The organism is Rhizobium sp. rho-13.1 (assembly GCF_007000305.1).
GTDB lineage: Bacteria > Pseudomonadota > Alphaproteobacteria > Rhizobiales > Rhizobiaceae > Rhizobium > Rhizobium rhododendri.
In genome coordinates this window covers 115,019-128,842 of sequence record NZ_SCFL01000003.1, presented here as the reverse complement: position 1 = coordinate 128,842, position 13,824 = coordinate 115,019, and the positions used below count along the sequence as shown (strand labels likewise).

10 protein-coding genes are annotated in these 13,824 nt (G+C 59.8%); 4 read left to right on the top strand and 6 right to left on the bottom strand.

Annotated elements, in window-relative coordinates:
* Positions 1 to 2: 2 nt before the first annotated feature.
* The 4 genes from ispG to EQW76_RS11810 form a co-directional block, all read right to left on the bottom strand.
* Entirely contained in the window at positions 3 to 1,256 is a 1,254-nt protein-coding gene (gene ispG / locus EQW76_RS11825; RefSeq protein WP_142824594.1) for a flavodoxin-dependent (E)-4-hydroxy-3-methylbut-2-enyl-diphosphate synthase, read from the bottom strand.
* Positions 1,257 to 1,354: 98 nt separating this feature from the next.
* The gene (locus EQW76_RS11820; RefSeq protein ID WP_142824593.1) at positions 1,355 to 2,545 is read right to left on the bottom strand and encodes an MFS transporter; all 1,191 of its coding nucleotides are present in this window, start codon (positions 2,543 to 2,545) and stop codon (positions 1,355 to 1,357) included.
* 199 nt (positions 2,546 to 2,744) lie between these two features.
* Positions 2,745 to 6,206 (bottom strand): pyruvate carboxylase, encoded by a 3,462-nt coding sequence (gene pyc / locus EQW76_RS11815; protein WP_142824592.1) that lies wholly within the window; start codon positions 6,204 to 6,206, stop codon positions 2,745 to 2,747.
* Positions 6,207 to 6,316: 110 nt separating this feature from the next.
* Complete coding sequence (locus EQW76_RS11810; RefSeq protein WP_142824591.1) at positions 6,317 to 7,057, bottom strand: LuxR family transcriptional regulator; 741 nt, start codon at positions 7,055 to 7,057, stop codon at positions 6,317 to 6,319.
* Positions 7,058 to 7,410: 353 nt separating this feature from the next.
* Here EQW76_RS11810 and EQW76_RS11805 point away from each other — a divergent pair, with 353 nt between their 5' ends.
* Complete coding sequence (locus EQW76_RS11805; protein WP_142824590.1) at positions 7,411 to 9,180, top strand: glucan ABC transporter ATP-binding protein/ permease; 1,770 nt, start codon at positions 7,411 to 7,413, stop codon at positions 9,178 to 9,180.
* Between the two features lie 77 nt (positions 9,181 to 9,257).
* Here EQW76_RS11805 and EQW76_RS11800 read toward each other — a convergent pair whose 3' ends face one another.
* Entirely contained in the window at positions 9,258 to 10,622 is a 1,365-nt protein-coding gene (locus EQW76_RS11800) for an LLM class flavin-dependent oxidoreductase (protein ID WP_142824589.1), read from the bottom strand.
* A 315-nt stretch (positions 10,623 to 10,937) separates the two neighbouring features.
* Here EQW76_RS11800 and EQW76_RS11795 point away from each other — a divergent pair, with 315 nt between their 5' ends.
* From EQW76_RS11795 to EQW76_RS11785, 3 genes are all read left to right on the top strand, one after another.
* Complete coding sequence (locus tag EQW76_RS11795; RefSeq protein ID WP_142824588.1) at positions 10,938 to 11,657, top strand: GntR family transcriptional regulator; 720 nt, start codon at positions 10,938 to 10,940, stop codon at positions 11,655 to 11,657.
* A gap of 306 nt (positions 11,658 to 11,963) precedes the next feature.
* Entirely contained in the window at positions 11,964 to 12,677 is a 714-nt protein-coding gene (locus EQW76_RS11790) for a UTRA domain-containing protein (RefSeq protein WP_142824587.1), read from the top strand.
* 52 nt (positions 12,678 to 12,729) lie between these two features.
* Positions 12,730 to 13,293, top strand: coding sequence for a HutD family protein (locus EQW76_RS11785; RefSeq protein ID WP_142824586.1), 564 nt, complete (start codon positions 12,730 to 12,732; stop codon positions 13,291 to 13,293).
* A gap of 15 nt (positions 13,294 to 13,308) precedes the next feature.
* Here EQW76_RS11785 and EQW76_RS11780 read toward each other — a convergent pair whose 3' ends face one another.
* Positions 13,309 to 13,779: an Lrp/AsnC ligand binding domain-containing protein gene (locus tag EQW76_RS11780; protein WP_142824585.1), complete on the bottom strand. Its 471-nt coding sequence runs from the start codon at positions 13,777 to 13,779 to the stop codon at positions 13,309 to 13,311.
* Between the last annotated feature and the right edge of the window lie 45 nt (positions 13,780 to 13,824).

Below are 13,824 nucleotides of genomic sequence, written 5' to 3'. Positions count from 1 at the left end.
CGCTATTCTGCGGCCAGGGTTTTCTGGCCAAAGCGCTTTTCGATGTATTCCGCAACCAGCGCCTCGAAATCGGATGCGATGTTCGGGCCACGCAGCGTCATCGCCTTCTGTCCATCGATGAAGACGGGAGCGGCAGGACTTTCGCCGGTGCCGGGAAGCGAGATACCGATATCGGCATGCTTGCTTTCGCCGGGACCGTTGACGATGCAGCCCATGACCGCGACGTTGAGCGCTTCGACGCCCGGATATTTCTCGCGCCAGACCGGCATGTTCTTGCGCAGGTCGTTCTGAATGTTCTGCGCCAGTTCCTGGAAAACCGTCGACGTCGTGCGACCGCAGCCCGGACAGGCGGCAACAACGGGCACGAACTGGCGGAAACCCATGACCTGCAGCAGTTCCTGCGCCACCTGGACTTCGCGCGTCCGATCGCCATTCGGCTCCGGCGTCAGTGACACGCGGATGGTGTCGCCGATGCCGTGCTGCAGGACGTAGCCCATGGCAGCCGACGAGGCGACGATGCCCTTGCTGCCCATGCCGGCTTCTGTGAGACCGAGATGCAGTGCGTGGTCGGAGCGCTCGGAGAGCATTGAATAGACAGCAATCAGATCCTGAACCTGGCTGACCTTGGCCGAAAGAATAATCCGATTGCGCGGCAGGCCGATCTCCTCGGCAAGCTGCGCTGAAATCAGCGCCGACTGCACGATCGCTTCGCGCGTCACCTGCCGTGCCGATAGCGGGAAGCCTTCGGCCTGGTTCTTGTCCATCAGTGCGGTGAGAAGATCCTGATCCAGCGATCCCCAGTTGACGCCGATACGGACAGGCTTGGAATAGCGGATCGCCATCTCGACGATCTCGGCGAACTGCTTGTCCTTCTTGTCCTTGAAGCCGACATTGCCAGGATTGATCCGGTACTTGGCCAGCGCCTCGGCGCAATCCGGATGATCGGCCAGCAATTTGTGGCCGATATAGTGAAAATCGCCGATCAGCGGCACATCGAGCCCGAGGCGCAGCAGACGATCGCGAATGCGCGGCACTGCGGCCGCACTTTCGTCGCGGTCGACGGTGATCCGCACCATCTCCGAACCCGCCTTGAAGAGCGCTGCCACTTGCGCCACCGTGCCGTCGATATCAGCGGTATCGGTGTTGGTCATCGACTGCACGACGACGGGCGCGCCGCCGCCGACAATGACGCCGCCGACATCGACGGCAACGCTGGCGCGACGGGGTTTCGGATCGAATTCGGTCGGTGAAGACATGAAAAGCTCGTGTTGGCTCAAGGATAATAGGGCTTTCAGGTGGAGTACCGCGTCCGCCTTGTCAACCATATAAGGTATCACATTTCCCGGCTTACGCCTCAATGGCCGGACTGCTCTCCATTGTCGGCATAGCGGGCAAGGCCGGAAAACGCGAGCACGATGAGCAGCAGCAGCGGCAACATCATGAAGACCGCCGAAAAGCCGATATGCTCGGCGGCAAAGCCGATTGCCGAGGGCGCTACCAGCATGCCGGAATAGCCGAGCGTCGTGACCACTGAAATGCCGATGCCAGGCTGCAAGCCGGGAATGTTGCCGCCAGCCGAAAAGGCAATCGGCACCATGTTGGAAATACCGACGCCGCAAAGCGCGAAGCCGAGGATCGCCAGTCCGGCATTCGGCGACAGGGCGGCTATCAGCATGCCGACGATGGCAATCACCGTGCTCACCCGCAGCGTGTTAACGGCGCCGAACCTGTCGCGCACCGCGTCGCCGGCAAAGCGCATGATGGACATGGTCAGCGAGAATGCGGCGAAGGCAAAGCCGGACAGCGTTGGCGTGGCAGCGAATTCCTGGCGAAGATAAAGCGCCCCCCAATCGAGAACGGCGCCCTCGGGAACCATGCAGAAGAGCGCGATCACCCCCAGCAGCCATGGCAGCGGCGTCATCGGCAACTTTGCCTTTTGCTTGACTTCGCCTGGATGCGGCTGATCGCTGAAGATGATCGGCCACGCTGCCACCAGGAAGAGGATGGCGAGACCAGTCGCCACCTCCGCATGCGCAAGCACACCCCAATGGCCGATGAGATAGCCACCGATGCCTGAACCGATGAGGCCGCCAAGGCTCCAGAAGGCATGGCAGGACGACATGATGGCACGGCGCATGGATTTTTCCACCACGACAGCATTCGCATTCATCGCCACGTCCATGGCGCCAACGAACCCGCCGAACAGAAAGAGAGCGATGGCGCCCGTCCAGACATCGGGAACCAGCGACAGGATGATCAGCATCGGCAGAAGCAGGACCGCCGTGACCTTGGCGACGAACTTCGAACCGCGTCCGGCGATCTGGGCACCCGCCACCGGCATCATCACCAGAGACCCGATGCCGAAGAACAGGATCATCAGTCCGAGTTCGAACTTGCTCAGTTGCAGGCGTTCGGCAAATTCCGGAATTTTCGGCGCCCAGCATCCGACGACAAAGCCGTTCAACAGGAACAACAACGATACAGCCACGCGCGTCCGTGTCAGCCAAGGCGTCTTTGCGCCACTCAAAATTTCAGTCGTCTCCACCGATTCTCTCCCCAGCAAATCAGCCCCCACCCTATTTAAATCGATTGAATTCGCAAGCGCTGATCGCCTGTGGCAAATTCACGTTTGATCTCGCGGCGTAACCGGAAGCAATTTGCTCGTTTGATCCAGATTTAGTTGCCAATGAAAAAGGCGACCCCTGCGGGCCGCCTTTGTATCGATTGCAATGCATCTATCAGGATCAGGCCTTGTAGACGACCAGCAGGTCCTTGGCGTCGATCTGGTCGCCGGCATTGACCAGCACTTCGGCAATGGTGCCATCGGCTTCGGCGTGCAGCGCCGTCTCCATCTTCATCGCCTCGATCGAAACGAGGACGTCACCAGCCTTGATCGCCTGTCCCGCCGTCACGAAGACGCGCGAGATGACGCCTGGCATCGGCGCGCCGACCTGAGTGGCATTGCCTGTTTCGGCCTTGCGGCGCACCGCTCCGCCGGCGGCGCCATGCACGCGGTCAGGCACCTTGATATGACGTGGCTGACCGTTGAGCTCGAAGAATACAGTGACCATGCCCTTCTCGTCGGTACCGGTCATCGCCTGGTTGAGAATAACAAGGGTCTTGCCCTTCTCGATCTCGGCAAACAGCTCTTCGCCTTCGGGAAGGCCATAGAAATAAGCGGGCGTCGGAAGGGCCGAAACCGGACCGTAAGTGTCATGCGCCAGCGCGAAATCGGTGAAGACCTTCGGGTACATCAGGTACGAGGCAAACTCGAAATCATTGACCTTGCGCTCGATCTTGGTCTCGATCGCCGCACGCTCGGCATCGAGGTCGGCCGCTTCCAGCAGGGAGCCGGGGCGAACTGTGTAGGGCTTTTCGCCCTTCAGCGCCTTCTTCTGCAACGCCTCCGGCCAGCCGCCGGGCGGCTGTCCGAGATCGCCCTTCAGCATCGAGACGACCGATTCCGGAAACGAAACATCCTTGGCCGGGTTGATCACGTCGGCAACGGTCAGGTCTTGACTGACCATCAGCAGCGCCATGTCGCCAACCACCTTGGAGGACGGCGTCACCTTGACGATATCGCCGAACATCTGGTTGACGTCGGCATAGGTCTGGGCGACCTGATGCCAGCGGCTTTCCAGACCTAGCGAGCGCGCCTGTTCCTTGAGATTGGTGAACTGGCCGCCCGGCATCTCGTGCAGGTAGACCTCCGAGGCCGGCCCCTTCAGGTCGCTCTCGAATGCCGAGTACTGATGGCGCACCGCCTCCCAATAGAAAGATATACGGCGGATCCATTCGGGATCGAGACCAGGATCACGCTCGGAACCGCGCAGCGCTTCGACGATGGAGCCAAGGCACGGCTGCGAGGTATTGCCCGACAGCGCATCCATGGCCGCATCGATAGCATCGACCCCCGCATCGACGGCCGCCAGCACCGTTGCGGCGGCGATACCCGACGTGTCGTGCGTGTGGAAATGGATCGGCAGGCTGGTGGCCTCGCGCAACGCCTTGAACAGCACCGTGGCCGCCGCAGGCTTCAAGAGGCCCGCCATGTCCTTCAGCGCAATGATATGAGCGCCGGCCTTTTCCAGCTCGACGGCTAGATCCGCGTAATATTTCAGATCGTATTTCGGCCGTGCGGAATTCAGGATATCGCCGGTGTAGCAGATCGCCGCTTCGCAGAGCTTGTTCTCTTCGATGATCGCGTCCATGGAGACGCGCATGTTCTCCACCCAGTTCAGGCAGTCGAAAACGCGGAACAAGTCGATGCCGCCCTTGGCCGCCTGGCGAACAAAGTATTTGACGACATTGTCCGGATAGTTCTTGTAGCCGACCCCGTTGGCGCCGCGCAGAAGCATCTGCAGCAGCAGGTTCGGCGCGCGCTCGCGGACCGAAGCCAGCCGTTCCCAGGGATCCTCGGTCAGGAAGCGCATCGACACGTCGAATGTGGCGCCGCCCCAGCATTCTAGCGAAAGCAGTTCCGGCAGCGCCCGGGCGTAGGTGCCGGCCACCTGCGCGATGTCGAAGGTCCGCATGCGGGTGGCGAGCAGCGACTGGTGACCGTCGCGCATTGTGGTGTCGGTGACCAACACGCGCTTTTCGTTGCGCATCCATTCGCCGAACTTCTTCGGACCGAGCTGGTCCAGCCTCTGCTTGGTGCCGTCAGGGATCTTGGCGTCGATATAGGGGAGGACAGGCTTGGCGATATTGTCGGACGGCGCGGGACGGCCACGCGCTTCGGGGTGTCCGTTGACGGTGACATCAGCCAGATAAGTAAGAAGCTTGGTGGCGCGGTCCTGACGCTTGACCTGCTGGAACAACTCCGGCGTCGTGTCGATGAAACGCGTCGTGTACGTATTGTCGCGGAATTTAGGGTGGGTGATGATGGCTTCGAGGAAGGTCAGGTTGGTCGCAACGCCGCGAATACGGAATTCGCGAAGAGCGCGATCCATGCGCGCGATGGCCTCATCCGGCGAGGGCGCCCAGGCGGTCACCTTTTCCAGCAGCGGATCGTAGAAGCGGGTCACGACGCCGCCGGCATAGGCAGTGCCGCCGTCGAGACGAATGCCGAAGCCGGATGCCTGCCGGTAGGCAGTGATCCGGCCATAATCCGGAATGAAGTTATGCTCTGGATCTTCCGTCGTGATGCGGCACTGCAGGGCATGGCCGTTCAGCCGGATGTCCTTTTGCGCCGGAACGCCCGAGCCAGGCGTGCCGATGGCAAAGCCGTCGAGGATGTGGATCTGCGCTTTGACGATATCGATGCCGGTGACGACTTCGGTGACGGTATGCTCGACCTGAATGCGCGGATTGACTTCGATGAAGTAGAATTTGCCGGTGTCCATATCCATCAGATATTCGACCGTGCCGGCGCCGACATAGCCGGTGGCGTTGGCAATCTTCAGCGAATAGGTAGCCAGCTCCTGGCGCTGCTCCGAGGTAAGATAAGGCGCCGGAGCACGTTCGACGACTTTCTGGTTGCGCCGCTGCACCGAGCAGTCGCGCTCGAACAGATGCACCGCATTGCCATGGGTATCGCCAAGGATCTGGCTTTCGACATGGCGGGCCCGCTCGACCAGCTTTTCGAGATAGACCTCGTCCTTGCCGAATGCGGCCATCGCCTCGCGCTTGGCCTCGGTGACTTCCTTGGCCAGATCCTTGGGGTCGCGGATAGTGCGCATGCCACGCCCGCCGCCGCCCCAGGAGGCCTTGAGCATGATCGGATAACCGATGCTATCGGCCATCCGGGCGACTTCGGCCATGTCTTCGGGCAGCGGCGCGGTCGCCGGCACGACGGGCACGCCGATCTCGATGGCGAGGTTGCGGGCGGCGACCTTGTTGCCGAGGCGCCGCATGGTATCGCCTGTCGGGCCGATGAAGATGATCCCGGCCTCTTTACAGGCATCGACAAATTCCGGGCTTTCCGACAGCAGGCCGTAGCCTGGATGGATGGCATCAGCACCGGACATCTTGGCGACGCGAATGATTTCCTCGATCGACAGATAGCTTTCGATGGGGCCTAGATCACGGGCAAGATGCGGGCCGCGGCCGACCTGGTAGCTCTCGTCAGCCTTGAAGCGGTGCAGCGCGAGCTTGTCCTCCTCGGCCCAGATGGCCACCGTCTTAATGCCTAGTTCGTTGGCGGCGCGGAATACGCGGATCGCGATCTCTGAACGGTTTGCAACCAGGATTTTGGAAATGGGCAAGGCGATCTCCTCGGGGTCGAAACGGGCATGTTGCACCCGCGAAGAAAATTCTTAGCGCCTTGTCACAAGAAGTTCAATTTCCCCGCGAGCCTGCAAATCAAATTTCTTGATTAGACGATTAAGCCATACCGGAAAGCTAAAGCGACGATGTTCTGGCGGTTTTTGGCCTTCATCTTGTCCTGGATGCCATTCATGTACCAGTCGACAGTATGATTGGAGATCTTGAGCAGTTTGCTGATCTCCATCGAGGTCAGACCTTCTGCGAGATAGTTGAGAATCTCCATTTCCCGCCGCGTCATCTGGATATCGACCTCCAGGCCTCGCTCGAGCGCTTCGGCTTCGTTCCGCAACTCGAGGATTTTCCAGAAGGCATTGGAGGCGACGGCATTGAAAAGGCTGATCTCGATCGGCGAAAGATCAATAACGTCGCCACCGAGCGTCATCGTGCCGAGCAAGCCGTTACGCCCGTGGATGGGAAAGATGTAGCCGTCCAGCATTCCGTGATTCCGGGCATCCATCATCATCTGCTCCATCCGCCGGCGATGCGGATCGGCGCGAAATACGGCAATGGTATCTCGCCAGCGAAATGGGCGCTGGGCGCGCGCCAGATAGCGGACGGTTGGGTCGATCAGCACGTATTTCTTGGCGATGTAGAGCGGCGCCCATTTATCGGGCCACTTGCCGGCCAGCACGAGACTCATGGGATCGGCGCTTGGTTTCGGCTGCTTAAGCAAACCATAATAGGCAAATTTGTAAGAATGAACCACGCGTTCCAGTTCGGTAACGACGGCTTCTACAGTGCGGCACTCCTCGAAAATAACCAGCAGTTGAAGTAGGCAATTAATATTCACAAATACCCCCTGGCGCCCGGGTGCGGCAGCCGCGCCGCCATCGTCAGGCGCGGTAACAACACTTAGCCCATGCAATTAACCCCCTCATTTTTGCAGGAAATGCGGGAGGCGTCACCCGCGAATTTTCGCGTATCGATCAAAGGTAAGTCATGCCGGGCGAGAGGGCCTGCAAAACAGCAAGACTGACCGAATGGAGGGACCTCGGAGAACCGGTTTATCGCTGGTCGCGGAGTGGTCCAAAGCGACGAAAATGGTGCCGATAACGCCTTGTCAGGATTCGTTAATCGCCGGTTCAGGTAGCAAATCGTAAAGCTCACAACATCGGAATTCGCAGATGCACAAGAGGTATCGACGTGTCGCTTTTAAGAGTTTACGCAAGAGCTTTGCAATATCTTGCCGCCTACCGGCTCCGCGTTTCTTTTGTCGTGCTCGCAAACATCGTGCTTGCCGCAATCACCATCGTTGAGCCAATCCTGTTCGGCAAGATCATCGATGCAATGTCTTCCAAGGCACCGGTTCAGCCGATCCTCATCATGTGGGGCGCCTTCGCCGTATTCAACACGATCGCCTTCGTGGTGGTCGCGCGTGAAGCCGACCGCCTGGCGCACGGCCGCCGCGCCACGCTGCTGACCGAAGCTTTTGGTCGCATCATTTCCATGCCGCTGTCGTGGCACAGCAAGCACGGCACGTCCGCTGCCCTGCACACCCTGCTGCGTGCCTGCGAAACGCTGTTCGGCCTGTGGCTGGAATTCATGCGCAACCACCTGTCGACGGTCGTCGCACTGGCTCTGCTCATCCCGACCGCGATCTCGATGGACATCCGTCTTTCTGCAGTGCTCGGCGTGCTCGGCGTTGCATATTGGCTGATCGGCCGTGTCGTCATGAGCCGCACCAAGGATGGTCAGGCTTCTGTCGAAGATCACTATCACACGGTATTTTCGCATGTCAGCGACTCGATCAGCAACGTCTCCGTGCTGCACAGCTACAACCGCATCGAAGCTGAAACCCGTTCGCTGAAGGCATTTGCCGACCGTCTGCTGGCTGCCCAGTATCCTGTTCTCGACTGGTGGGCACTTGCCAGCGCCCTGAACCGCATGGCCTCGACCATTGCCATGATGATCATCCTGATCATCGGCACCACCCTGGTCCAGGCCGGTAGCCTGCGCGTCGGCGACGTCATTGCCTTCATCGGCTTTGCCAACCTCTTGATCGGCCGTCTCGACCAGATGCGCATGTTCGCCACGCAGATCTTCGAAGCCCGTGCCAAGCTGGTCGACTTCTACGCCCTGGAAGACTCCGTCCGTGAGCGTGAAGAAGCAGCAGGCCTGGCCGAGATCAAGGACGTCAAGGGTGATGTCGAGTTCCGCAACGTCTCGTTCGGCTTCGGTGGCGAAAGCTCGCAGGGCCTGCACGACGTCAACTTCACGGTAAAGGCTGGCCAGACGGTTGCAATCGTCGGCCCAACCGGCGCCGGCAAGACGACGCTCGTCAACCTGCTCCAGCGCGTCTTCGACCCACAGGTCGGCCAGATCCTCGTCGACGGCACGGATATCTCCAAGGTCACCCGCAAGTCGCTGCGCCGCAGCATTGCGACGGTCTTCCAGGATGCCGGTCTGCTGAACCGCTCGATCAGCGACAACATTCGCCTGGGCCGTGAAGATGCGACGATCGAGCAAGTCATGGAAGCCGCCAATGCTGCTGCTGCCGCCGACTTCATCGAGACACGCGACGACGGCTACGACACCCGGGTGGGCGAACGCGGCAACAAGCTCTCCGGCGGCGAACGCCAGCGGATTGCCATCGCCCGCGCCATCCTCAAGGACGCACCTATCCTGGTCCTCGACGAAGCCACCAGCGCGCTGGATGTTGAAACAGAAAACCGCGTCAAGGCGGCCATCGACAACCTGCGCCAGAACCGCACGACGTTCATCATCGCCCACCGCCTTTCGACGGTCCGCGAAGCCGATATCGTCCTCTTCCTGGAAAATGGCCGGGTCGTGGAAAATGGCAGCTTCGACGATCTGAGCAAGAGCAACGGCCGCTTCGCAGCCCTGCTGCGGGCCAGCGGCATCCTCACGGACGAAGAAGTCCGCAAGGCACACACCACCCACGAAGCCGCCTAAGGGCTTAACATCATACAAAATCGAAAAGGCCGGAAGGATGATCTTCTTCCGGCCTTTTTTGTATATCGGTTTGCTGATTACAGGCTTCGAAAAGACGCCCCCGCGTGCCGCGATGGAAGGCGGTTGCCCTCGCCGAACAGCCTGTTTCGCAACGATCCTTCCGCGTATTCCGTCTTGTAGATGCCGCGATCCTGCAGCGCCGGCACCACGTATTCGATGAAATCCTCGTAGCTCTCCGGCATCACCGTCCGCGTCAGGTTGAAGCCGTCGATCTCACCTTCGACGATCCAGTCCTGGAGTTCGTCGGCAACCTCCGATCCATCACCGACGATGGTCGGATAGCGTCCGCCAATTGTCATTTCAGCGAGCAACTGCCGTCTCGTCCAGCCGCGTTGCTGGGCAACCTGCGCCGCAGATTGGCTGGCATTGGACGGGCCGCCATAGGCAATGTTTTCATCCAGCCCATAGCGGGAAAAATCGATGCCGGTGCTTGCCGAAAAATGCGCCAGACCGGCCTCCGGGTTGGCATAGCGCAGATAGTCCGCATATTTTTCCTGAGCCGCCTTTGATGTGCGTTCGGCAACGACCGTGATGCCGACAAGGATCTTGATGTCGTTGGCGCGTCGCCCGGCTGCCACCAGTTCCTCTCGCAGCAGGCGCGACGTCTTGCGTGCAGCCGCCTTGTCGGTCGCGGTGATGAAAACGCATTCGGCATGACGGATCGCAAATTGCCGCCCTCGCCCCGACGTCCCTGCCTGGTAGATGACAGGCGTCCGCTGGATCGACGGCTCGCTGAGATGATAGCCGCTCATCTGGTAAAAAGGCCCGGCGTGGCTGACGGCATGCACTTTTGACGGATCGGCGTAGATGCGGGCTTCGCGGTCTGCCCGGACTGCGTCGTCGGCCCAGCTGCCTTCCCAGAGCTTGTAGAGTACCTCGAGGTAGTCGTCCGCGCTGTCGTAGCGTGAGTCGTGAGCTGCTTGAGCGTCCTGGCCGAGCGCCCGCGCAGCGCTGTCGAGATAACCGGTGACGATATTCCAGCCGATCCGCCCGCCGGTGAGATGGTCGAGCGTCGACATACGGCGCGCGAAAAGATAGGGCGCCTCGGCATTGACGTTGACCGTCACCCCGAACCCCAGATTCCTGGTGACCGCAGCCATGCCGGATATCAGCAGCGAAGGATCGTTGAGCGGCAACTGGATCGCTTCGCGCAGCGTCAGGTCCACAGAGCTATCGTAGACGTCATAGACGCCAAGGATATCGGCCAGGAAGACCCCATCGAACAGGCCGCGCTCCAGGGTCTTGGCGAGCGATGTCCAATGGTCCAACGTCTTATACTCGACGGACCGGTCGCGCGGATGGGTCCACAGGCCATGGTTGATATGACCCACCGAGTTCATGGTGAAGGCATTGAGGACGATATGCTTTTTTCCAGTCGTCATCGATAAGCCACCAGTCCCTTTTGCTGAACAATTTCAGACCCCATGACATCCCTCCGCGTAACGAACACAGCTGCCGTATGGCGCCGCTGCGCGATCATAGGGTCGATGACAGCCCCGACAAAGGGGGGCGTTCTCTCCAACATGCTTCCTGTGAAAAATTCGACCCAGTTTTCGTGCAACCGAGAAATTCTCGAAGTGCCGCTCGCCACGCCGCAGCAGTAACGAAATCACGCATGATCAGTGGACGCAATTGGCATTGCAATCAGTTGCCCGCTATATGTCGCTCCAGACCCTGAACATAAAATCGAGGCCTTGATGGCAAAGACCGAGACAGACGACAGCGAGGAAACGACGCGCGTGCGCGGTTCCGGCACGCAGAGCGTCTATGCCGCGCTGCGCGGTGAAATTCTAGCCATGGTGCTGGCTCCCGGCAGTCCGCTTGATGAGGTACGATTGTCCGAGCGCTTCAAGATGTCGCGCACACCCATCCGCGAAGCGCTTCTGCGCCTGGCAGCCGATGGCTTTGTTACGACGCTGCCGAACCGTAACACCATCGTCGCCACCATAGATTTTGCAACGCTGCCGACATATTTCGAAGCGCTGGCGCTGATGTACCGCGTCACCACCCGTGGGGCTGCGCTGCGTGGCAAACCTGCAGCCATGGCGAAAATCCGTGCCCATCAGCAGCAGTTCGCCGCTGCCGTCGAGGCGCGCGATGCCTTTGCGATGATTGAGGCCAATCGGGAATTTCACGTAGCGATCGCCGAACTCGGCGGAAATGCCTACTATACCAATTTCTTTGCCCGGCTGCTCGACGAGGGCCGGCGCATCCTCAGGCTCTATTATTCCACCTTCGACGATCGTCTGCCCCGCCAGTATGTCGATGAGCACGAGGAGATGATTGCCGCCATCGAGACGGGCGATGTCGAGCGCGCCGACAGGCTGGCCATCGATCACGCCGCCCAGATCGTTCGCCAGATACAGGATTACGTCGCGCGCCACCTGCAGGAGCCGATCGATCTAAAGATCGGTTGATGGGGCAAACTTTGAATTGGGGAAGCTTTTAGGGACGGCCACGTCGTTTCGCAGCAGCAGGAGAGACGTCAATCTACCCGCCCGATCCTACCCTAAAGCTGATAGCGATCGCGCCCTGCCCTTTCGGACGGGTGGCTTTTGGCAGATTTTTCGCGGCAGCGATATGGCAAATCGCAGCTCTGCTAAAATGTGGAGTTTTTTTCAAAAGCATATACAAACCGAACAGAGGTGACGCCGCTTGCGTTCGATAGCGGCACGAGCATCGGTCGCGCATGGCGATCGCTGCACTGCGGACCGGGGATTGTATTGAAGTCCATCCATCAGAGCATTTACGACGACATCGAAACCAAGATCATGGACGGCACCTGGCAGCCGGGCCAGCGCATCCCGTTCGAACACGAGCTGGAACGGGAGTACGGTTGCTCGCGGATGACCGTCAACAAGGCGCTTACGGCACTTGCCGACCGCGGCATGATCCTGCGCAAGCGCCGCGCCGGCTCCTTCGTCGCACCGCCGCAGATCGACCGGACCGTCATGGAAATCCAGGATATCGGCGCGGATGCCCGGACTGCCGGGCACGACTACACATTTCGGATCCTGTCCAGCAAGATCGAGCGCCTTGGCCCGTCGGAGGCCCTGAAACTCTGCGAGGAGGCCGGCAAGGAACTGTTGCGCCTCACCTGCCTTCACATCGTTGATCACAAGCCGCATGCTATCGAGCATCGGGTCATCATGCTGGACACTGTGCCGCGCGCGCGCTTCGAAACCTTCGAGACCAAACCGCCCGGCAGCTGGCTGCTTGAACAGGTCCCATGGTCGGAGGCCCGGCACGTCATCCGGGCAGTTGCGGCCGACAGCAGCACGGCAAAAACCCTCGATATGCAGAAGGGAGAGCCCTGCCTCGTGCTGTCCCGCCAGACCTGGCAGAGCGGCCGCACCGTGACGTTTGCTGAAATCATTCATCCCGGCGACCGCTATCAGTTCGCAGGTGTCTTCCGCCCCTTGAGTGCAACGGCGTGAGCACCGTACAATCTTATAGACATTAGCCGATGAACAGAACCATGGGGTCAGCATGACCGTCCTTCGTCTCAGCGACTACAAGCGGATGCCCTGGAAAAACGGCGGCGGGGAAACGCTGGAAATCGCGGTCTTTGCATCGGCTGTGCCGAACGCCGATTTCGACTGGCGGATCAGCATGGCAACCGTCGCCTCCGACGGTCCTTTCTCACGCTTTCCGGCGATAGACCGCATCCTCACGGTTATCCACGGCGATGCCATTGAGCTTGCGGTCGAGGGCCGCGCGCCGGCGATGCTCGACCAAAACACCGCGCCCTATGGTTTTCCGGGCGACACTGTGACCTCCGGGCGCCTGCGGGATGGCCCGATCGCCGATCTGAATGTGATGGCGAGACGCGGTATTGCTCATTCTGTCAAAAGGATCGAGGCCTCCGACCTGCCGCAATCGGAAGCAATGTCCCAGACCTCGTTTCTGTTTGCGCTGGCGCCGATGGCATTCCGCATAGGTTCGCAAGAGATCGCGCTGCTGCAACACGACACAGTGGATCTCTCGGGCGCAAGGATGACGGATATTGTCGTCGAGACATCCGGTAAAGGCCTGCTCATCGCCATAGGCTAGGGGAATTCGAGCGCATCAGATGCCGCTCTCTTTGATCGCCTGCATCACCACGAAGGTCGATGTACTCGCGACATGCGGCAGACTTGAAATCTTCTCGCCGAGCACCTGCCGGTATTTCCTGACGTCCGATGTACGGACCTTCAGCAGATAGTCGAACTGGCCGGCAATCATATGGCACTCCTCGACTTCCTTGATCTTCGCGACCCGGCTGTTGAATTCCTCCAGCGCCTTCTCGCGCGTATCGGACAGCTTCACCTCGGCGAAGGCGATGTGATCGAGGCCGAGTTTTTGCGGATCGAGCCTGGCATGGAAGCCAAGAATATAGCCGTCTTCCATCAGCCGTTTCAGTCGCACTTGGCAGGGTGTTTTGGAAAGACCTACCCTTTTCGACAGGTCCGTAATGGTCATCCGCCCGTCTTCGACAAGCGCATCCATGATTTTTCGGTCGAAATGATCAATTTCACCACCACTGGTCTCATTAGGCATCGATTTCACCATAAAATTACAAATAATCAGAGAAACTGCAATATC

What these genes read in the sequence shown, in the direction of transcription:
- ispG (WP_142824594.1), bottom strand. Translation starts at nt 1,256, where the DNA reads ATGTCTTCACCGACCGAATTCGATCCGAAACCCCGTCGCGCCAGCGTT.
- EQW76_RS11785 (WP_142824586.1), top strand. Translation starts at nt 12,730, where the DNA reads ATGACCGTCCTTCGTCTCAGCGACTACAAGCGGATGCCCTGGAAAAAC.
- EQW76_RS11800 (WP_142824589.1), bottom strand. Translation starts at nt 10,622, where the DNA reads ATGACGACTGGAAAAAAGCATATCGTCCTCAATGCCTTCACCATGAAC.
- EQW76_RS11780 (WP_142824585.1), bottom strand. Translation starts at nt 13,779, where the DNA reads ATGCCTAATGAGACCAGTGGTGGTGAAATTGATCATTTCGACCGAAAA.
- EQW76_RS11795 (WP_142824588.1), top strand. Translation starts at nt 10,938, where the DNA reads ATGGCAAAGACCGAGACAGACGACAGCGAGGAAACGACGCGCGTGCGC.